Source organism: Allobosea sp., from assembly GCF_035999205.1.
In the GTDB taxonomy this organism is placed as follows: Bacteria; Pseudomonadota; Alphaproteobacteria; order Rhizobiales; family Beijerinckiaceae; genus Allobosea.
This window is the reverse complement of the sequence record NZ_DASYHA010000018.1, coordinates 208,605-229,412: the sequence shown is the minus strand read 5'-3', so window position 1 is coordinate 229,412 and position 20,808 is coordinate 208,605. Positions and strand designations below refer to the sequence as shown.

At 64.7% G+C, this 20,808-nt stretch carries 19 protein-coding genes; 12 read left to right on the top strand and 7 right to left on the bottom strand.

Going from position 1 to position 20,808, the window contains the following annotated elements; genetic code table 11:
* Window position 1 precedes the first annotated feature (1 nt).
* From VGN82_RS07165 to VGN82_RS07145, 5 genes are all read left to right on the top strand, one after another.
* Window positions 2–1,081, top strand: a complete 1,080-nt coding sequence (locus VGN82_RS07165; RefSeq protein WP_327526309.1) for an ABC transporter ATP-binding protein — start codon at window positions 2–4, stop codon at window positions 1,079–1,081.
* Window positions 1,081–1,983 carry a carbohydrate ABC transporter permease gene (locus VGN82_RS07160; RefSeq protein WP_327526308.1) on the top strand — a complete coding sequence of 301 codons (903 nt, stop codon included), beginning with the start codon at window positions 1,081–1,083 and terminating at the stop codon, window positions 1,981–1,983. Before VGN82_RS07165 ends, VGN82_RS07160 begins: the two co-directional genes overlap by 1 nt.
* A 132-nt stretch (window positions 1,984–2,115) precedes the next feature.
* Window positions 2,116–2,868 (top strand): carbohydrate ABC transporter permease, encoded by a 753-nt coding sequence (locus VGN82_RS07155; RefSeq protein WP_327526479.1) that lies wholly within the window; start codon window positions 2,116–2,118, stop codon window positions 2,866–2,868.
* Window positions 2,868–3,149 (top strand): DUF2160 domain-containing protein, encoded by a 282-nt coding sequence (locus tag VGN82_RS07150; protein WP_327526307.1) that lies wholly within the window; start codon window positions 2,868–2,870, stop codon window positions 3,147–3,149. Before VGN82_RS07155 ends, VGN82_RS07150 begins: the two co-directional genes overlap by 1 nt.
* 87 nt (window positions 3,150–3,236) lie before the next feature.
* The gene (locus VGN82_RS07145) at window positions 3,237–4,976 is read left to right on the top strand and encodes an ABC transporter substrate-binding protein (protein ID WP_327526305.1); all 1,740 of its coding nucleotides are present in this window, start codon (window positions 3,237–3,239) and stop codon (window positions 4,974–4,976) included.
* 217 nt (window positions 4,977–5,193) lie between these two features.
* On the opposite strand, the gene VGN82_RS07140 is transcribed toward VGN82_RS07145, so the two are convergent.
* Entirely contained in the window at window positions 5,194–5,637 is a 444-nt protein-coding gene (locus VGN82_RS07140) for a MarR family winged helix-turn-helix transcriptional regulator (protein WP_327526304.1), read from the bottom strand.
* A 112-nt stretch (window positions 5,638–5,749) separates the two neighbouring features.
* Here VGN82_RS07140 and VGN82_RS07135 point away from each other — a divergent pair, with 112 nt between their 5' ends.
* Window positions 5,750–6,193, top strand: coding sequence for a VOC family protein (locus VGN82_RS07135; RefSeq protein ID WP_327526303.1), 444 nt, complete (start codon window positions 5,750–5,752; stop codon window positions 6,191–6,193).
* 46 nt (window positions 6,194–6,239) lie between these two features.
* Complete coding sequence (locus VGN82_RS07130; RefSeq protein ID WP_327526302.1) at window positions 6,240–7,451, top strand: MFS transporter; 1,212 nt, start codon at window positions 6,240–6,242, stop codon at window positions 7,449–7,451.
* Window positions 7,452–7,587: 136 nt separating this feature from the next.
* Here VGN82_RS07130 and VGN82_RS07125 read toward each other — a convergent pair whose 3' ends face one another.
* Window positions 7,588–8,499, bottom strand: a complete 912-nt coding sequence (locus VGN82_RS07125; RefSeq protein ID WP_327526301.1) for a LysR substrate-binding domain-containing protein — start codon at window positions 8,497–8,499, stop codon at window positions 7,588–7,590.
* A gap of 117 nt (window positions 8,500–8,616) precedes the next feature.
* Here VGN82_RS07125 and VGN82_RS07120 point away from each other — a divergent pair, with 117 nt between their 5' ends.
* From VGN82_RS07120 to ppk2, 5 genes are all read left to right on the top strand, one after another.
* Window positions 8,617–9,981 carry a M20 family metallopeptidase gene (locus tag VGN82_RS07120; protein ID WP_327526300.1) on the top strand — a complete coding sequence of 455 codons (1,365 nt, stop codon included), beginning with the start codon at window positions 8,617–8,619 and terminating at the stop codon, window positions 9,979–9,981.
* Between the two features lie 49 nt (window positions 9,982–10,030).
* Window positions 10,031–11,638, top strand: a complete 1,608-nt coding sequence (locus tag VGN82_RS07115; protein ID WP_327526299.1) for an ABC transporter substrate-binding protein — start codon at window positions 10,031–10,033, stop codon at window positions 11,636–11,638.
* Between the two features lie 64 nt (window positions 11,639–11,702).
* Complete coding sequence (locus VGN82_RS07110) at window positions 11,703–12,674, top strand: ABC transporter permease (protein ID WP_327526298.1); 972 nt, start codon at window positions 11,703–11,705, stop codon at window positions 12,672–12,674.
* A gap of 5 nt (window positions 12,675–12,679) precedes the next feature.
* Window positions 12,680–13,507 (top strand): ABC transporter permease, encoded by an 828-nt coding sequence (locus VGN82_RS07105; RefSeq protein ID WP_414644230.1) that lies wholly within the window; start codon window positions 12,680–12,682, stop codon window positions 13,505–13,507.
* Between the two features lie 772 nt (window positions 13,508–14,279).
* Window positions 14,280–15,194 (top strand): polyphosphate kinase 2, encoded by a 915-nt coding sequence (gene ppk2 / locus VGN82_RS07100; RefSeq protein ID WP_327526478.1) that lies wholly within the window; start codon window positions 14,280–14,282, stop codon window positions 15,192–15,194.
* A gap of 96 nt (window positions 15,195–15,290) precedes the next feature.
* On the opposite strand, the gene VGN82_RS07095 is transcribed toward ppk2, so the two are convergent.
* The 5 genes from VGN82_RS07095 to VGN82_RS07075 form a co-directional block, all read right to left on the bottom strand.
* The gene (locus VGN82_RS07095; RefSeq protein WP_327526296.1) at window positions 15,291–16,268 is read right to left on the bottom strand and encodes a type II secretion system F family protein; all 978 of its coding nucleotides are present in this window, start codon (window positions 16,266–16,268) and stop codon (window positions 15,291–15,293) included.
* 10 nt (window positions 16,269–16,278) lie between these two features.
* On the bottom strand, window positions 16,279–17,256 hold the full coding sequence (locus VGN82_RS07090; RefSeq protein WP_327526295.1) for a type II secretion system F family protein: 978 nt from the start codon (window positions 17,254–17,256) through the stop codon (window positions 16,279–16,281).
* A 27-nt stretch (window positions 17,257–17,283) separates the two neighbouring features.
* Complete coding sequence (locus tag VGN82_RS07085) at window positions 17,284–18,729, bottom strand: CpaF family protein (RefSeq protein WP_327526294.1); 1,446 nt, start codon at window positions 18,727–18,729, stop codon at window positions 17,284–17,286.
* A 76-nt stretch (window positions 18,730–18,805) separates the two neighbouring features.
* Complete coding sequence (locus tag VGN82_RS07080; RefSeq protein ID WP_327526293.1) at window positions 18,806–20,065, bottom strand: AAA family ATPase; 1,260 nt, start codon at window positions 20,063–20,065, stop codon at window positions 18,806–18,808.
* The gene (locus VGN82_RS07075) at window positions 20,065–20,799 is read right to left on the bottom strand and encodes a CpaD family pilus assembly protein (RefSeq protein WP_327526292.1); all 735 of its coding nucleotides are present in this window, start codon (window positions 20,797–20,799) and stop codon (window positions 20,065–20,067) included. The genes VGN82_RS07080 and VGN82_RS07075 overlap by 1 nt, the downstream gene beginning before the upstream one ends.
* Window positions 20,800–20,808: the final 9 nt, after the last annotated feature.

Genomic DNA, 20,808 nt, shown 5'->3' with positions numbered 1-20,808 from the left:
CATGGCGCGCATCGAGCTTTCCGATCTCGCGCATTCCTACAGGCCGGGCGCCTCGGCACCCGCCGATTTCGCTCTGAAGCCGATGAACCTGACCTGGCGCCAGGGGGGAGCCTATGCCCTGCTCGGCCCCTCAGGCTGCGGCAAGACCACCCTGCTCAACATCATCTCGGGCCTGCTGATCCCGTCGCAAGGCCGCGTGCTGTTCGATGGCCGCGACGTTGCGCATCTGCCGACCGAGAAGCGCAACATCGCGCAGGTTTTCCAGTTTCCCGTCGTCTACGACACGATGTCCGTCTACGAGAATCTGGCCTTCCCGCTGCGCAATCGTGGCTTGGTGCCGAGAGCCGTCGATGACCGCGTGCGCGAGATCGCGACGCTTCTGGACCTGACCGGAGAGCTCCGGCGCAAGGCCCGCGGCCTCACGGCCGACGCCAAGCAAAAGATCTCGCTCGGGCGCGGCCTGGTGCGTCCGGATGTTGCAGCCATCCTCTTCGACGAGCCTCTGACCGTCATCGACCCGCAGCTGAAATGGGAGCTGCGCTCCAAGCTCAAGGCGCTGCACAAGGCGCTCGACGTCACCATGATCTATGTGACGCACGACCAGACCGAGGCGCTGACCTTCGCCGACACGGTCGTTGTGATGCATGACGGCAGGGTCGTCCAGGTGGGCCGACCGGACGAGCTTTTCGAGAAGCCGGCCCACACCTTCGTCGGCTATTTCATCGGCTCGCCAGGCATGAACGTGATCCCGGCCTCCGTCGCGGGCAGCCAGGCCCATATCGCCGGGGCGACGATCGGGCTGCGGCGGAGCTACGACATTCCGCCTGGCAAGCGGATCGAGATCGGGGTCAGGCCGGAATTCGCGACACTCGTCCGGCCCGGCGAAGGGGTACCCGTCACGGTCGAGCGCATCGAAGATCTCGGCCGCTCCCGGCTGGCGCGGCTACGCCTGCAGGAACACGCCATCGCTGCCAGCGTGCCGGGCGAGCTCGGCGACATCGGCGAGACGGCGGGCCTCGTCCTGCAACCCGATCACATCCATGTCTATGCAGATGGCGAGCGGCTGGAGGGGAGGGCCTGATGGACAAGCCCTATGACAACCGCGGCTGGTTCCTCGTCCTGCCGGTGCTCGCGATCGTCGCCTTTTCGGCTGTGATCCCGCTGATGACGGTGGTCAACTATTCGGTGCAGGACACCTTCGGCAACAACCAGTTCTTCTGGAACGGGACGGGATGGTTCAGGGAGCTGCTCGACCCGACGACCGATCTCGGCGGCCGCGTGCGCGACTCCCTTTGGCGCAACCTCCTGTTCTCCGCGATCATCCTCGCGATCGAGGTGCCGCTCGGCATCGCGGTCGCGCTCGCCATGCCGCGCGAAGGCTGGAAGGTCGCAGCCACGCTGGTGCTGATGGCGATGCCGCTGCTCGTGCCCTGGAACGTGGTCGGAACGATCTGGCAGGTCTTCGCGCGCAGCGATATCGGATTGCTCGGCTACACGGTCAACCGGCTCGGCATCGACTACAATTATGTGGCCGATCCGCTGGCGGCCTGGATCACCATCATCGTGATGGATGTCTGGCACTGGACCTCGCTGGTCGCGCTGCTCTGCTATGCCGGCCTGAAATCGATCCCGGACGCCTACTACCAGGCGGCCCGCATCGATGGCGCCAGCCGCTGGGCGGTGTTCCGCTTCATCCAGCTGCCGAAGATGCGGCGCGTACTGATCATTGCCGTGCTGTTGCGCTTCATGGACTCGTTCATGATCTACACCGAGCCCTTCGTCGTCACCGGCGGCGGGCCGGGCAATTCGACGACCTTCCTCTCGATCGAACTGGTGAAACTGGCTCTCGGCCAGTTCGACCTCGGCAAGGCCGCCGCGATGTCGATCGTCTACAATCTGATCATCCTCGCCGTGTGCTGGGTCTTCTACACGGTGATGACCAATCTCGATGTCGAGCGTCGGCGCCCGCCGACGGATGCGTGAGGGCGGCCGATGACGACGGACAGCCTCAGCTCCGCCACGACGCTTTCCGCCGCCCAGGCGACGACGAAGGCTCGCTCCGCCTTCCGCTTCAATGGCGGCGCGCTGACGCTCGGCCTCTACCTGATCTTCCTGATGCTGCCGATCTATTGGCTCGTCGTCATGAGCCTCAAGACCAACGCCGAGATCAATTCCGGCATGACACTCTGGCCACGGCAGATCACATTCGAGAATTACCGGACGATCTTCACCGATCCGTCCTGGTACTCCGGCTACATCAACTCGTTGACCTATGTGGTCATGAACACGGTGATCTCGATCACGCTGGCGCTGCCGGCGGCCTACGCCTTCTCGCGCTACCGCTTCCTCGGCGACAAACACCTGTTCTTCTGGCTGCTCTCGAACCGGATGGCGCCGCCGGCGATCTTCGCGCTGCCCTTCTTCAACCTCTACTCGGCGATCGGACTGTTCGACACGCCACTTGCGGTGGCGCTCGCCCATTGCCTGTTCAATGTGCCGCTCGCGGTCTGGATCCTCGAAGGATTCATGTCCGGCGTACCGCGCGAGATCGACGAAACCGCCTATCTCGACGGCTATTCCTTTCCGCGCTTCTTCGTCAGGATCTTCACTCCGATCATCGCCAACGGCATCGGCGTCACCGCCTTCTTCTGCTTCATGTTCTCATGGGTCGAACTGCTGCTGGCGCGCACCCTGACCACGGTCAACGCCAAGCCGATCGCCGCGACGATGACGCGCACGGTCTCGGCGGCAGGCATGGACTGGGGGCTGCTCGCGGCTGCCGGCGTGCTGACGCTGGTCCCGGGAGCGCTCGTGATCTGGTTCGTGCGAAACTACATCGCCAAGGGCTTTGCCCTCGGGAGGGTCTGATGCCCGATCTCGCATGGATGGCGTGGACGCCGCAGACCGGCCTGTTCTTCGCCTGTCTCTTCGCGCTGCTCGGCGTGATGACGGCGCTGGCGATCTGGCGGCCCGAGGTCGAACGCGTCGGCGTGCTCGGCATCCCGACGACACGCGGCGACCGGCTGTTCCTCAGCCTGCTCGGATCGGCCTTCATCCACCTCGCCTGGCTCGGCCTCGCCGCGGCCGATCTCTGGTGGGCGACCGGCCTTTCGCTGCTCTTCGCCGCTCTGGTTTTCCGCTTCGTCTAACCAACCACGGAGGCTGCCCAGGAGGATCACTGCCTGCACGACAAGGAGCCGACAGGGCTCGCAAAAAATCATCCAGTGGAGGAAACGATGAGAAAGCAACTGCTAGCCGCTACCGCGCTCAGCTTCTTGCTCGGCGCCGTCCCTGCCCTCGCCGACATGGATGCGGCGCGACGCTGGGTCGACAGCGAACTCCAGCCTTCCACGCTGACCAAGGATGAGCAGATCAAGGAGATGGAGTGGTTCGTCAATGCCGCGAAGCCCTTCGCCGGCATGGAGATCAATATCGTCTCCGAGACGATCACCACCCATGAATACGAAGCCCGGACGCTGGCCCGGGCCTTCAGCGAGATCACCGGCATCAAGCTGAAGCACGACCTCATCCAGGAGGGTGACGTGGTCGAGAAGCTGCAGACGCAGATGCAGTCCGGCCGGAACGTCTATGACGGTTGGATCAACGACTCCGACCTGATCGGCACCCATTTCCGCTACAAGCAGACCACCAACCTGACCGACTGGATGGCGGGGCCGGGCAAGGATGTCACCAATCCGATGCTCGACGTCGACGACTTCATCGGCAAGTCCTTCGGAACGGCGCCGGACGGCAAGCTCTACCAGCTGCCCGACCAGCAATTCGCGAACCTCTACTGGTTCCGCTACGACTGGTTCACGCGTCCGGACCTCAAGGAGAAGTTCAAGGCCAAGTATGGCTATGAGCTCGGCGTGCCGGTCAACTGGTCAGCCTATGAGGACATCGCCGAGTTCTTCTCGAACGATGTCAAGGAAGTCGACGGCGTCCGGGTCTATGGCCATATGGACTACGGCAAGAAGGATCCCTCGCTCGGCTGGCGCTTCACCGACGCATGGCTCTCGATGGCCGGCAATGGCGACAAGGGCATCCCGAACGGCAAGCCCGTCGACGAATGGGGCATCCGCATGGAGGGCTGCCGGCCGGTCGGCTCCTCGGTCGATCGCGGCGGCGACACGAACGGCCCGGCCTCCGTCTACGCCGTCCAGAAATATGTCGACTGGCTCAACAAGTACGCGCCGCCGCAAGCGCGAGGCATGACCTTCTCGGAGTCCGGCCCGGTGCCGGCGCAGGGCGCCATCGCCCAGCAGATGTTCTGGTACACCGCCTTCACCGCCGACATGGTCAAGCCCGGTCTGCCGGTTGTGAATGCCGACGGCACACCGAAATGGCGCATGGCGCCCTCGCCCAAGGGCTCCTACTGGAAGGAGGGCATGAAGCTCGGCTATCAGGATGCCGGCTCGCTGACCCTGCTTGAATCGACCCCGCTGGAGAAGCGCAAGGCGGCCTGGCTCTACCTCCAGTTCATCGTCTCCAAATCGGTCAGCCTAAAGAAGAGCCATGTCGGGCTCACCTTCATCCGCGAGAGCGACATCTGGGACAAGAGCTTCACCGAGCGGGCGCCAAAGCTCGGCGGCCTCATCGAGTTCTACCGCTCGCCGGCACGCGTGCAGTGGACGCCGACCGGCAACAACGTGCCCGACTATCCGCGCCTTGCCCAGCTCTGGTGGCAGAACATCGGCGACGCCTCCTCGGGTGCCAAGACCGCGCAGGCAGCCATGGATTCCCTTGCGGCGGCGCAGGACTCGGTCCTTGAACGGCTCGAGCGCTCCGGCGTCCAGGGCGATTGCGGCCCGAAGCTGAACCCGAAGACGTCGGCCGACGCCTGGTTCGCCAAGTCCAAGGCGGACGGCAACGTCGCGCCGCAGCCGAAGCTCGCCAATGAGAAGCCGAAGGGCGAGACGATCGATTACGACACTCTGATCAAATCCTGGCCGGCGACGCCGCCCAAGAAGAACTGAACTGGAGCGCACAGGCGCGTGCGAACGAAACGAACCGCTTGCACGCGCCTCGCAACCGAGATCTCGGATCGCCCCGTAGGTCGGTTACATGCGGAGAGTGATCACGGCCTTCACCGATTGGGCCATCGCTCGCCCTCGCGCCGTCGGTCGTATCACTGGCACTGCGTGACAGCGCCAATTGCCGGCATGCGCTCAATGCCAGTCACCGAGCATTTGCTCATCGGGATAGCAGGATCAGATCGGACCGCAGGCGGCTCGGGTCCGCCAGCTCCGCTTCGATGGCCGCATGCAACTGCTGCCAGATCGGCAGCGCCCCCGCCAACACGGACTTGCCGGCGGGTGTCAGAGACAGGAGGCGAACGCGGCGGTCCGCTCCGTCAGGGCAGGTCTCGACGAGTCCGCGACGCTCCAGCGGCTTGAGGTTCGCAGTCAACGTCGTTCTGTCCATCGCCAGCAAGCTGGCGACGCTGCCGAGGCTCGGGGGCTTGGGTCGATTCAGCGACATCAGGAGCGAGAACTGGCCGCTGCTGATGCCGACGGGCTTCAGCGCGAGATCAAAGCGTCGTGCGAGCGCGCGGGCTGCGCGCTGCGCATGAAGGCACAGGCATGCATCGCGCACCAGAAGCGTCGTTTGGAAAGTGAGGTCGGCTTGCGCGTTCATGACACGGGTTGACATCATCGATCGATATACGTTGATATCAACTAAATTCGGAAAGCGTCAATGGATGCCGTACTCGATCCACAGCGGCGCTTCGCGGGAGAGGGAGAAGACCATGAAGATCGTGACCAGCCTGAGCTTCCAGGGGCAATGCCGCGAGGCTTTCGAGTTCTATGCGAAGGTGCTCGGCGGCAAGATCACGGCAGCGTTCCCCTACGGCGACGCCCCTCCCGGCATGCCGATCACCGACGAGAAGTACAAGAGCTGGCTGATGCATTGTTGGCTGGAGGTCGGTGACCAGGCCCTGATGGGGGCGGATATGGATGCCGCCTGGGCGCCCAATATCGAGAAGCCCAAGAACGGCTTCGACGTCACCCTGCACAGCACGGACAAGTCACAGTCGCAGCGCTGGTTCGAGCAACTCTCCGCAGGCGGCAAGGCGGTCATGCCCTTCGGCGAGACCTTCTGGTCGCCGGGCTTTGGTTCGCTGATCGACAAGTTCGGCATCCCCTGGATGATCAACACCATTCCGTCGGGCGATTGGAAGCCGCAGGGCTGACGCCTCCAGCGGGAACCGAGCCGTCATGCGCCATCGGGAGATCGGCATGGAGAGTCCTTATCGCTGGGTGATCGTTGCCGCCGGCGGCCTGCTCGGCTGCGTCGCGGTCGGCGCCATGTTCTCGCTGCCGGTCTTCCTGCGGCCGATGGCGCAGGACACGGGCTGGTCGGTCACCGGCATATCGACGGCGATGACGATCGGCTTCCTCGCCATGGCGGCCGCCAGCATGGTCTGGGGTGGTCTTTCCGACCGGTTCGGGCCGCGCCCCGTCGTGCTGACCGGAGCGGTCACGCTGGCGGTCAGCCTCACCCTCGCCAGCAGGGCGAGTTCGCTCGTCGAATTCCAGCTCCTGTTCGGCCTGCTGGTCGGGGCGGCGACGGCTGCGGTGTTCGCGCCGATGATGGCCTGTGTCACCGGCTGGTTCGAGACACAGCGCGGGCTGGCGGTGTCACTCGTCTCGGCCGGCATGGGCATGGCCCCGATGACCATGGCTCCGCTCGCGGCCTGGCTGGTGACCGATCACGGCTGGCGCAGCGCCATGCTGATCATCGCCGGCATCGCAGCTGCACTGATGATCCCGGCGGCACTGCTGGTGCGTCGGCCGCCGGTCCTGGAGGCTGGAGCGGCCCAAGCGGCAACGGATGCCACCGCGCTTGGCATGACGGTGGCCGAGGCGCTGCGCTCGCCGCAATTCGTCACCCTGATGCTCGCGAACTTCTTCTGCTGCGCGACGCATTCCGGGCCGATCTTCCACACCGTGACCTATGCCGTGACCTGCGGCATCCCGATGGTCGCAGCCGTCTCGATCTACAGCGTGGAAGGGCTCGCCGGCATGTTCGGACGCATCGGCTTCGGCCTTGCTGGCGACCGGTTCGGCGCACAGCGCATCCTCGTCGCCGGCCTTCTCGCACAGGCCTTCGCTGTTCTGGCCTATGCCTTCGTCGGACAGCTCGGAGGGTTCTATGCCGTGGCTGTCCTGGTCGGCTTCATCTATGCCGGGACGATGCCGCTCTATGCGCTGATCATCCGCGAGAATTTCCCGCTGAGGATGATGGGCACCATCATCGGCGGAACCGCGATGGCCGGAAGCCTCGGCATGTCGACCGGGCCCGTGCTCGGCGGGCTGATCTACGACAATTTCGGCAGCTATGCGCCGATGTATGTCGCGTCCTGGGGACTGGGCCTGGCAGCGACGCTGATCCTTGCGACCTTCAGGCCGATCCCCGCCAAAGCTCCGATACAGGCCGCCGTGGCGTAAGAAAGCGCTGCTTTTGAAACGTCCTCGCGACGCACTTCGCGACAGGCGAGTCGCGCCAGTTGCCGACATCGACGCGCCACCCGACAGCGGGCGGGTGGGATTGGCGGCGTGGGACTGGCAACGTGGTCCGTCGTGCTTAGCGCGTAGCTTGCGTCGATCGCAGCGCACGAATGTCGCTGCGGTCTGCGGGCAGCGTGGCGGTGACATCGAAGAAGGCCTTGACGACGGAGCGCATGCGCTCGCTCTTGAGGCAGGCGACATAGTCGGTGCTCATCAGGACGTCGCCTTCGATCTGCAGCGTGGTGAAGCGCTCTGAACCAAAGGCCTCCAGTTCCCAGATGATGCCATGGCCGAGGCCAGCCGCCACGGCCTCGCAGATCGCCTCGCGGCTGCCAAGTTCAAGGACATAGCGCGGCGCGGCGCCTTGGCGAGCGAAAGCATTGTCGACCAGCGCCTGCGTCATCGAGCCGTCCTCGCGCCCGATCATCGGCTCGCCGTTCAGCTCGGCCAGGGAAATCGACGTGCGCTTGGCCCATGGGTGGGTATTGGCGACGATCAGCACGCCGCGATGGTGCCAGAGCGGCATCGCATCGACCTGCGGATGGCCTGCGATCCCGGGCAGGATGCCGATGTCGGCATGCCTGTCGAGCAGCGCCTGCCGCACAATGCGGCTGTTTCCAGTCGACACTGACAGGCGCACGCGTGGATACAGACTCATGAAGCGGGCAAAAAGACCCATCACGATATGCGGCCCGTCGACGGCGAGGCGGAGGCTGCCGCCCTGCAATTCCTGCGATGAAGACAACGTCTCCTCGATGAGTTCATCGAGGCTCGCAAGCTGCCTCGACAGCGTATAGAGGCGCCTTCCAGCCTCAGTCAGCCGAACGCGGCGTCCTTCGCGATGCAGGAGCTTGAGGCCGTGCCGATCTTCCAGTGCCTTCACCTGAATTGTCACGGCAGGTTGGGTAAGCCCGAGGACCAGCGCCGCGCGGGAAAAGCTACCTTCCCTGGCAACCGCGTCGAAGGCTCGAATTTGCGCGTAGATCATGCCTGAGAACCATGCAAAACTATAAGAACCGTTGTCGGTCCATATAAAATTTCTAATTTGCCTAATAGGTCAACGGCTGCAACCTCTCTGATCGTGGATCAGCGCGAGGCGACAATCGTGGACAGCTCACAAGCGGCATCTAAGAAGGCCGCCCTTGAACTGGCGAAGAGCCAGGAACAACGCAGCGTCGCGGCGCTTGCCGAAATCGTTCGCATCCGCAGCCTGACCGGTGAGGAAGGCCCTGCGCAGTCGCGCATGGCCGAGCTGCTCACGAGCACAGGGGCAGAGGTCAGCCAGGTCGAGCCCGATGTCGAGGCGATGTTCAAGGCGTTCCCGGATGTGGCGCAGTATCCGACGCATTGGGAGCACGACCTGATCCTGCCCTATGCGGGCCTGCCGACCTATGCGGCGTTGCGCGACAGCGGGCTCCAACCGGTGCTGAACTATGACGGCCGCCCCAATGTCGTGGGCTACTGGAAGGGCACGGGGGGCGGGCGCTCGCTGATCCTCAACGCACATATCGACACGGTGACGGTCGAGCCGCTGGCGCAATGGACCCGCGACCCCTTCGGGGCTGAGATCGTCGACGGCATGATGTATGGCCGCGGCACCTCCGACATGAAGGGCGGCCTCATGGCCGCCTTTCTGGCGGTTACCTATCTACGCGAGGCCGGCGTCAGGTTGCGCGGCGACGTGACCCTGCAGTGCGTCGTCAATGAGGAGCATGCCGGCAATGGCACGCTCGACCTCGTCACCCGCGGAGCGGCAGCCGATGCCGCCATCGTGCTGGAGCCGACATCCAACACCATCGCCTACAGCCATCCGGGCGGGCTCTACTGGCAGGTTACGCTCAACGGCGTGCAGCGTTCGCCGGGCGCGCGCTGGAACGGCGGCGAACTCGAAGGGCTCGGCGCCGTCGACATGCTGCCTCCGGTGATCGAGGCGCTGCTCGACCTCGAGGATCGGTACAATTCCGGGACACCCACCGGAGCAAAGCCACCCTTCTCGCTGACCATGGGCAAGATTTCCGGCGGCCATTACGAGACCGTCACGGCCGGCGCGGTCGTGATCAAGGGCGGCGCCTACTTCGCTCCGTCGCTAGGCGCCGTCACCGACATCATGGACGGTTTTCGCGAGGCCGTGGCCCGCGCCAATGACAGCGACGAGCGCCTGCGTCGCCATCCGGCGCGGCTCGAGTTCCTGCACCATGATGACTCGACCGATCAGCCCGCCGGTCTCGCCATTGCGCAGGTCATGGGCGGCGTGCTCGCACGCCGCGGCGGCGACGGTTCGGCCTATCCCGGCCACTTCTGTTGCGACATGCGCCATCTGGTGAACCAGGCTGGCATTCCGAGCATCATTTTCGGGCCGGGAACCATCGCTCAAGCGCACAAGCCGGACGAGCACATTCCGATCGGCGACTTTCTGTCGGCGATCGAGCACCTGATCGAGTTCATCGCGGAGTGGTGCGGCGCGGAGTAGGAAGCGCTCCGAGCATGGAGCGTCCAACCATAAAAGGGGGTGTCCTGACATGCGTATGAAGCTTCCGGCGGTTCTTGCGGCCGTCCCGTTCGCGCTGGCTCTGAGCGGCGCCTCCGCACTGGCTCAGAGCTGTCCCAAGACGGGCGGCACCCTGACCTATGTGTACTCGCTCGAACCGACGTCGCTGTCGACGATTGCGACCTCGGCGGTGCCGGTCGCGCTGATCTCCACCAAGATGTACGAGAGCCTGCTCAACTATGAGGGGCCGGGACTGGCGCCGAAGCCGGGGCTCGCCGAGTCCTGGACGATCTCGGACGACAGGAAGACCTACACCTTCAAGCTCCGCCCCGGCGTGACCTGGCATGATGGCAAGCCGTTCACGGCCGAGGACGTCAAGTTCAGCGTCGAGAGCATCATTCGGCCCTATCACTCGCGCGGCAAGACCTATTTCGGCGATGTCGCTGCTGTCGAGACGCCCGATCCTTTGACGGTCGTGTTCAGGCTTAAGGCGCCGGTCCCGTTCTTCATGAACGTGTTCCAGGCCGGCGAGGCGCCGATGATGCCCAAGCACGGCTTTGACGGCATCGATGTGAGCACGGTGGCCGCCGTGCGCGCGGCGCCGATCATGCAGAACCCCGTCGGAACCGGCCCGTTTCGCTTCAAGGAATGGCGCAAGGGCAGCCACATCACGCTCGAGCGCAATCCGACCTATTGGCGCAAGGGGTTCCCCTGCCTCGACCAGATCGTTCAGCGCATGATGCCCGACGGCGCTTCGCGCGCGATCGCGCTCGAAACGGGCGAGGTCGATCTAGCGCCGATGAGCAGCCTGCCCGAGGCCGAGGCCCAGCGGCTGGAGAACATGCCGTCGCTGGAGGCCTCTCAGGCCGGCGCCGAAGCGCTCGGCCCGAACATGTGGCTCGAGGTCAACATGCGCGACAAGCCGCTCGCTGACCTCAAGGTCAGGCAGGCGCTGAGCCTCGCGCTCGATCGCGAGCGCATTGTCGACGTGATCTGGTACGGCCAGGGCAAACCCGCCCGCGGCCCCGTCGTCAGCGGCAACGCCGCCTTCAATAAGGCTCTGAAGCCCTACGAGTACAATCCCCGCAAGGCCAACCAGCTGCTCGATGAAGCCGGCTATCCCCGCGGCGCCAACGGCGTGCGCTTCAAGATCACCCAGAACTTCCTGCCCTATGGCGAGAACTGGCAGCGTCTCGCCGAATATGTCCGTCAGGAGCTCGGCAAGGTCGGCATTTCGGTCGAGACCCAGAGCGCTGATCTCGGCGGCTGGCTGAAGGCGGTCTATACCGACTGGAGCTTCAATCTCACCAGCACCTTCTCGCACAATTACTCCGATCCCTCGATCGGTGTGGAGCGCACCTTCCACTCGGACTTCATCAGGAAGGGCGCAACCTTCACCAATTCGATGGGCTACAAGAACGCACGCGTTGACGAGCTCTTCAGGCTGGCTGCCCGGGAGATCGATCCGGTCGCGCGTCAGAAGCAGTTCGATGAGCTGCAGCAGATCCTGCACGACGAGATGCCCGTGATCTTCCTGATGGAAATGTCCTACACCCACATCTGGAACCGGAAGGTGAAGGGCCTGATCACCAACGGCATCTCGATGTACTCGCCCTGGGACGCCGTGAGCAAGGACTGAGCAAGTCCGTCGTGAAGCCGCACTTCGTCCATGCCCGGTCGCTCCAGCAGCAGAGCTAACGTCCATGTCAATTGGCTATGTGGCCGTTCGTCTACTCCAGGTCATACCCAGCGTCCTCGGCATCGCGGTGCTGAACTTTGCTCTGCTGCATCTCGCTCCAGGTGATGCAGCAGAGATCATCGCCGCCCAGTCCGGCGGCGCCTCGAAGGAGTTCGTCGAGGAGCTGCGACGCTCCTTTGGCATCGACCTGCCGATCTATCAGCAGTTTTTCGTCTATCTCGGCAAGCTCGTCAGCTTCGACCTCGGCATCTCCAACGTCCAGCAGCGGCCGGTTCTCGAACTGATCAGCGAGCGCATGCCGGCCACCCTGCTGCTGATGCTTACCTCGATCGGCATCGCCATCGTCGTCGGCGTGCTCTGCGGCGTGGTCGCCGCAATGCGCCACCGCAAATGGGTCGATACCTGCGTCTCGGTCCTGGCACTTCTCTGCTACGCGACCCCGCAGTTCTGGCTCGGCCTGATGCTGATCGTGCTGTTCTCGGTGACGCTCGGCGTCCTGCCGTCGGGCGGCATGATGACGATCGGCGCGCAGATGGGCCCGTTCGAGCGGGCGCTCGATATCGGCCGACATCTCGTCCTTCCGGCACTGACGCTCGGGCTGTTCTATGCGGCGGTCTATGCCAGGCTGATGCGGGCCTCGATGCTCGAGGTCTACTCCTCGGATTTCATTACGACGGCCCGTGCCAAGGGCGTGTCGGAGGGCCGGATCAGCATGAAGCATGCGGCCCGCAACGCACTCCTGCCCGTCGTCACGCTCGGCGGCGTGCAGATCGGACACATGCTTGGCGGCTCGATCCTGGTCGAAACCGTCTTCGGCTGGCCGGGACTCGGCCGCCTGCTGTTCGACGGCCTGCTCCAGCGCGACCTCAATCTGCTGCTGGGCATCCTGTTCATCTCGTCGATCCTCGTGGTCGTCTGCAATCTGCTGGTCGACCTCGTCTACAGCCTGCTCGATCCGAGGATTCTCGCGCGATGAAGGGCATTCTGCATCTCTGGCGGCGCTATCGCCGCAATCGCGGCGCCGTGCTCGGTCTCGTCGTGCTCGCGGCGATCGTGCTCGCGGCCCTCTTCGGGCCGATGATCTACACGGTCGATCCCTTCGACATGATCGGCAGGCCTGCCCAGGCGCCCTCGGCGCGCTTTCCCCTCGGCACCGACGTGACCGGGCGCGACATGCTGGCCGGCCTCCTCCACGGCGCGCGCGTGTCGCTGCTGATCGGGGTGGCGGCAAGCGTCTGCGCGACCGTCATCGGCGTCGCGGTTGGCGCGGCGGCGGGCTATTGGGGCAAGACGGTCGATGCCGTGCTGATGCGGCTGACGGACTTCTTCCTGACGATCCCGTCCTTCGTCCTCGCCGTCGTCATCATCGCGATCTTCCGCCCGTCGCTGGTCAGCGTGATGAGCGCGATCGCCATCGTCTCCTGGCCGCCGGTCGCCCGCCTGGCACGGGCCGAGTTCATGGCGCATCGCGACCGCGAGTATGTCCAGGCCTGCCGAGCGATGGGCATGTCCGACTGGCGCATCGCCGTGCGTCAGATCCTGCCCAATGCGCTGCCGCCGGTGATCGTGGTCTCGTCGCTCCTGGTCGCCACCGCCATTCTCACCGAATCGGGGCTTTCCTTTCTCGGGCTGGCCGATCCGAATGTCGTCTCCTGGGGCTATATGATCGGTGTCGGTCGAACGCTGTTGCGTACGGCATGGTGGATGTCAGCCATCCCGGGGATCGCCATCCTGGTCACGGTGCTGTGCATCAACCTCGTCGGCGAAGGGCTTAGCGATGCCCTCAACCCGAAACTGCAAGAGCGGTGAGTCCAGCGACCCGCTGGACAGCGCATCAGCGCTCCAGGACGACGACTTGGCGACAAGTTGGCCGGGCATTCCGGCTCGCCTGAGCGTTCTACGATTTGTCGTGCAGTTTCCTGATGTGGCGGGCCAGCTCCACCGCGACATTGGTCGCGCCGTCGCGGGGGAGTCAGAGATTGATGAGGAAGTCGGCCAGCAGAGGAAGGTTGGCCGATGCATTCAGCACATCCAGCGTTCCGGGAACTGCCGAGGGCAGCATTAGTCAGACGGCGATGTCGGCCTCGACTGGAGCGCAGATCGCCTCGAAGCTCGTCACCGGTCGACAGCGGTATTCGCTGCCGGGCCTAAGGGCTTCACCATGCGGCTCGATCGGTATGTGGGCGAGCGCAGCCGGCATGCCTCAAGCGACAACTGCGGCCAGGGCCTTCCGGAATGGGTTGGGCCGCGAACTTCAGACCGCGAGGCGCTACAGAGCCTTCGAACCGGCCTCGTGCCTGGCTTCGCGAAACTGACATAGAACAAAGGCTAGAAGGCCTCCATCCGCGGAGATGCCGATGACGCTGCGCCAAAGTTCTCGTCTCCATGCCGACGACGACCATGAAAGCGCCATGTGCAGAGTCGACGAGCTTACCTCCGCGTCCATAGCCTCTCGCGAGACTGTCGCGCTGCGAGCGCTGCCGGAAGCTGCCGATCGGTGGGAGAGCCACCGGGAATGTCGGGCAGATCCGCACTGTCGCTAGACGCCCGAGGCGCGCTTCTACTCAAGGGTTCCAAGCACATGATCACCGACCTGGATCGCCTCAAAGCAGAACTCGCCGACAGCTTTGACGAAGAGCTGGAGATGCAACTCGAGGAAGACCGGCTCGACGAGCTGGTCGCCAGGGGCATCGGCCCGGTTGGCTCTGCACTCGATCGCAAGCTCTATTTCCGCGAGCTGTTCCGTCTCCAGCACGAGCTCGTGCGGCTGCAGGACTGGATTCAGTACAAGAAGCTCAAGGTCGTCGTGCTCTTCGAGGGTCGAGATTCGGCAGGCAAGGGAGGCGCGATCAAGCGCGTCACGCAGCGTCTCAATCCGCGCATCTGCCGGGTCGTCGCACTGCCCGCTCCGACCGAGCGCGAGAAGCACCAGTGGTACTTCCAGCGCTACGTTCCGCACTTGCCCACGGCCGGCGAAATGGTCCTGTTCGACCGGAGTTGGTATAATCGCGCCGGCGTCGAGCGGGTCATGGGATTCTGCACAAGGGATGAACTCGAGGAGTTCTTCCGCTCGGTCCCGGATTTCGAGCACATGCTCGTCCGCTCGGGCATCATCCTGATCAAGTACTGGTTCTCGATCACAGACGAGGAGCAGGAATTTCGGTTCCAGATGCGTATCGCGGATCCGCTGAAGCAGTGGAAGCTCTCACCCATGGACATGGAGAGCCGGGTGCACTGGGAAGACTACACCCGTGCAAAGGAAGAAATGTTCGACCGCACCCATACCGACCATGCTCCGTGGTGGGTGGTACAGGCCGTCGACAAGAAGAAGGCGCGGCTCAATTGCATCGCGCATCTGCTCGCCCAGATTCCCTATGAGAGCGTACCGAAGCCCGAGATCACCCTGCCGGAACGCGTGCGCCATCCCGACTATTCCCGCCAGGCTGTCCCCCCGGAACTCCACGTTCCAGATCTCTATCGGGATCAGGGAAACTGAACTGCCATCCAGCCCGGGTGGGTCGACCTATGAGCACGGCGGACTGAGACCTGCCGGAACACATGCCATCTCATCGGGAGTGAGATCCGGCAACACCTACTGCAGTTTCATGACCTGGATCACCGCCGGCATCATGATGACCACGAACAGCACCGGCAGGAAGAACAGGATCATCGGCACCGTCAGCTTGGGCGGCAGGGCTGCGGCCTTCTTCTCCGCTTCCAGCATGCGCTGGTCGCGGCTTTCCTGCGCGAGCGTGCGCAGCGCGGTGCCGACCGGCGTGCCGTAGCGCTCGGCCTGGATCAATGCGGTCGAGACCGATTTGACGCCCTCGAGCCCGGTGCGGGCGCTCAGGTTCTCATAGGCCTGGCGGCGTTCAGTGAGGTAGGACAGCTCGGCCGTGCAGAGCGCGAACTCCTCGGCCAGCGGCACGGACTGGCCACCGATCTCGGTCGAGACCTTGCGAAAGGCATGTTCGATCGACATGCCGGATTCGACGCAGATCAGCAGCAGGTCGAGGGCATCGGGAAAGGCCAGCTTCATCGAAGCCTGACGCTTGGTGATCTGGTTGGAGAGGAAGAGCTCGGGCGCCTTGATGCCGACATAGGCGCCGCCGATCGCCATCGCGAACCGGATCAAGGCCGACTTGCCGAAATCGTTGATGACGAAGACGTAGAACAGGGTGAACAGGAACAGGCCAATCGGCATCACCAGGCGGAAGAACAGGAAGGCGATTTCCGCCTGCTGCCCGCGATAGCCGGCCATGGTGAGCTGCTTCTTGGCGGTCTCGGTGCCGAGCCAGTCGCCCAGCTTGAACTGGTGGACGATGCGCCGCATGAACTCCTTCGGTTCCTGGCGCAGCGAGACACGGTCGTTCTGGCGGTTCAAGCGGTCGCGCTCGCGGGCGCGGATCTTCTCGCGCTCGGTGGCGACGCTCTTCATGCGCTTCTGGAGGCTCGAGCCTTCCGTCAGCGGGATCGCGATCGTCAGCACCGTCGCCGCGGCGGCAATCGCAACGAACAGCGCCAGCAGGAACTGACTGTCGACGGCTTTTTCGGCGATCAGGGCAATCATCGATGCCGCCTCAGATGTTGAAGTTGATCATCTTGCGCATGACCAGCACGCCGATGAGCATCCAGACGGCGCAACCGATCAGCGCGAGCTTGCCCGACTGGGTGATCCACAACAGTTCGATGTAGCGAGGGCTGGTCAGGTAGACCATGGCCGCCACGCTCGGCGGCAGGCAGGCGATGATGCCGGCCGAGGCCTTGGCTTCCATCGAGACGGCCTGGATCTTGTCGCGCATCTTGCGGCGATCGCGAATGACCCGCGAGAGATTGCCGAGCGTCTCCGAAAGATTGCCGCCCGTCTTCTGCTGGATCGCCAGGACGATGCCGAAGAAGTTCGCTTCCGCGCAGGGCATGCGCTCGTAGAGCTTGGCGACCGCATCGGGGAGCGGCAGTCCGAGCGTCTGGCTTTCGATGATCAGGCGGAACTCGGTCCTCACCGGCTCGGCCGCCTCGGTCGCGACGATGCGAATGCAGTCGTTCAGGGGCAGACCGGCCTTGATGCCTCGGGTGATGACGTCGAGCGCATTGGGAAACTCGTTGGCGAACTTCTTGAGCCGCCGATTCCGGGAATGCTGCAGGAACCAGAGCGGCATGCCGAGAGCGCCGATGAACAGGCCCGCCAGGCCGACCAGGGCGTTGCCGCTCAGTGCGAAGAGGACGACAGCCGTACCGACGGCCATGGCCGCGCTGACCATGTAGAACTTCTTGCGGTCCCAGTTCAGGCCGGCCTGCGAGATGCGCTGCTCCAGCGTCAGCTTGTTGCGCGCGTTCTCGCGGTTCTCGATCTCCTTCAGGCTCTGGGCGATCTGGCCGCGCTTGGCCCGCGCCTGCGCCTCGCGGTCGAGAGCGCGGGCGGCGACCGGAGCTGCGAATTCCTTGCGGCGCTTCTCGGCACGTGCCTGGCCGCTGAGCATCGGATAGAACAGCGCATAGGCGACGCCGCCCGCAGCCAGCGTCGCCAGAACGACAACGGCGATGAAGCTCAGATCCATGGCCGTAGCCCCAGCCCGCCGATGTCATCAGGCCGCATGGGCTTCGCCTTGCTCGAGTTCGTCGATGGCCGCGGCGAGGCGCTGCTCCTCGCCGAAGTAGCGCGCGCGCTCCCAGAAGCGCGGCCGGCCGATGCCGGTCGCGCGGTGGCGGCCGATCAACTTGCCATGGGCGTCCTCGCCCAGAATGTCGTAGTTGACGATGTCCTGGGTGATGATGACGTCGCCTTCCATGCCCATCACCTCGGTGATGTGCGTGATGCGGCGCGAACCGTCGCGCAGGCGCTGCGCCTGGATGATCACGTCGATCGAGGAACAGATCATCTCGCGCAATGTCTTCGAGGGCAGCGAGAAGCCGCCCATCGTGATCATCGATTCGATACGGCTGAGGCACTCGCGCGGAGTGTTGGCATGGAGCGTGCCCATCGAGCCGTCATGGCCCGTATTCATCGCCTGCAGCAGGTCGAAGGCTTCGGGTCCGCGCACCTCGCCCACGATGATCCGCTCTGGACGCATGCGCAGGCAGTTCTTCACCAGATCGCGCATGGTGACCGCGCCGGTGCCCTCGAGATTGGGCGGGCGGGTTTCGAGGCGCACGACATGCGGCTGCTGGAGCTGAAGCTCGGCCGCGTCCTCGCAGGTGATGACGCGCTCGTCGAGGTCTATGTAGTTGGTCAGGCAGTTCAGCAGGGTGGTCTTGCCGGAGCCGGTACCGCCCGAAATGACGATGTTGCAGCGGACCCGGCCGATGATCTTCAGGATCTCGGCGCCCGGCGGCGAGATTGCGCCGAACTTGACGAGCTGGTCCAGCGTCAGCTTGTCCTTCTTGAACTTGCGGATGGTCAGCGCGGGGCCGTCGATCGCCAGCGGCGGTGCGATGACGTTGACGCGAGAGCCGTCGGCGAGACGCGCGTCGCAGATCGGCGAACTCTCGTCGACACGGCGGCCGACCTGGCTGACGATGCGCTGGCAGATGTTCATCAGCTGCGCGTTGTCGCGGAAGCGGATGTTCGTCAGCGTGATCTTGCCGCCGGTTTCGATGAAGGTCCGGGTCGCGCCATTGACCATGATGTCGGCGATGTCGTCGCGGGCGAGCAATGGCTCGAGCGGACCATAGCCGAGCACATCGTTACAGATATCGTCGAGCAGCTCCTCCTGCTCGGCGATGGAGAGCACGACGTTCTTCAGCGAGATGATCTCGTTGATGATGTCGCGGATTTCCTCGCGTGCCGATTCGCCGTCGAGCTTGGCGAGCTGCGACAGGTCGATCGCCTCGATGAGAGCACCGAAGATCATGCTCTTCATCTGATAGTATTCTTCCGAGCGCTGCTGCTCGGGAACGACGGGCGGTGGCGCGCGACGGGTATCGGCCGCGAGCACCGGCTCCGGCGGACGGGCCGACACAGCGGCCGGGGCCGGAGTCTTCAGAGCCAGGGCCGGTGCGGCGGCTGCGCCAGGGGATCGCTTTCCGAACATCTCAACCCTCTTCCGAGCGCAATGGCGCGGCGGCGTAGTCCCGTGGCCCGACGCTGGTCCGCAGACACGACATCGATCAGGCCTTTCGGCGCAGCTTGGCGACGAGCGGCTCGAACAGGCTGCGCTTGCTGCGCTTGGCCTCGCCACGGCCGGTCAAACTGCTCGCGATATGCACGAAGGCTTCGGCGATCTTGCCGCTGGCCTGCACCTCCGCGATCATCTGTCCGTTGTTCGCGGCGGTGCCGAAGAGCTGCGCATCGAACGGAATCGAGGTCAGCACCTCGACGCCGAGCGCCTTGGAGAACTCGGCTGCGTCGATTTCCGGCCGCTTGGGCATGCCGACCTGGTTCAGGACCAGCCTCGCTCCGGAATCGTTGGGCCGGTTCGCCCGGGCGAGGTCGATCAGGTTCTTGGCGTTCCTGAGCGAGGCGAGTTCCGGGCCCGCGACCACGACGACCTCGTCGGCATTGATCAGGGCGCGCCGGACCCAGCCGCTCCAGACATGCGGCACGTCGAGAACGACGCAGGGCACGGTGGCGCGCAGCAGGTCGAAGAGCTGGTCGAAGGCATCCTCCGGAAGGTCGAGCGTGCGGTCGAGCATGGCGGGAGCCGCCAGCAGCGCGAGATTGTCGCTGCAGCGGGAGAGCAGACGGTCCAGCAGATTCGCATCGAGACGCTCGGGTGCGAAGACGGCTTCTGCGATCCCCTGCGGCGGGTCCTGGTTGAAGTCGAGGCCGGCCGTGCCATAGGCGATGTCGAGATCGACGATCACGGTGGAGGCGTCGAGGTTGCGGGCGATCGCCCAGGCGACGTTGTGCGACACGGTCGATGAACCGACGCCGCCCTTGGCGCCCATCACCGCGATGATGCGGCCGAGATTGCGGGCGCCTGGCGAGACATAGAGCTCGGACAGCGTGCGCAGCACGTCGAGCGTGCCGAGCGGCGCGATCAGATATTCGCTGACGCCGCGCCGGATCAGGTCGCGGTAGAGCTGGACGTCGTTGACATGGCCGATGACGACGACCTTGGTGCCTGGATCGCAGCTCTCTGACAGCGCATCGAGATGGCCGATCAGGCTGGCCGGATCGGAGACGGTCTCCAGAACGATGATGTTGGGGGTCGGCGCGGCGCGGAAAGCCTCGACGGCCGCGGCCGGGCCGCCCATCTGGATGCGCGCATGCGCCTTCTCCATGCGCCGGTCGGCGATGGCGGCCTGCATGGTCGCCGCGACGGCCGGCGTTTCGCAGAAGGCCTGCAGGGTAATGCGCGGAAGCGGCGCGATGACCTCCTCGGTCACCGCATCGCCCGAGCGCGTCTCGAAGTCCTGCTCGCTCATCAGCGGCCTCCGACGGACGAATTGATCTGCGGCGTTTCCTGCCGGTACTGGGTCGACGGGTCCTTGCCGTCGCGGATCTTGCTGATGGCGCCCATGCGCTTGGCGATGTCGGGCCTGCCCTCGCTGCGCGAACGCACGAGATCGATCGGATCGGCGACCTGGGCTGCCAGCGTCGCCTGACTGGAGCAACCGAAATTCCAGTAGGGCTCGTTGCGCATGTCGTCCTTCAGGCTGGACACGCCGGTATCGGCGGGCCACTGCCCGCAATCATGCGGCAGGCCGGCCTGGAGCGAGGCGAAGGTCAGACGAATCGGCGAGGCGAGGTTCTCGTCCTGGACGGGATAGGTCCTGACCGACAGCGCATGGCCGGAGACCCCGGCGCGCGCCAGCGCCGAACGGATGCCGTTTAGCGTGTCGTGCGCGGCCATCTCGCGCCGCGCCCCGGTCGGCACCTGGGCGACGAGGCCACCCTTGCCGGAGCGGCGATACTCCCTGGCGAAGTCCGCGACATCCTCCGACTGGCGGGCGTCGAGACCGCCACCCGAGCGCCCCACGAAGACGTCGAGCGATCGTGGCGCGTCGCGCAGCACGATCGGGTGGCGCTCCCGCACGTCGACCGGAACCCCCGAGTTGGCGAGGTCCTTTCGCGCGCAGGCGCCGAGCAGCGTCGCCGCAATCAGCGCGATGCCGAGGCCCGCGGGCCGGAACCGGGTCTTCTGCTTCGATCGAGCCATCATGGTCTC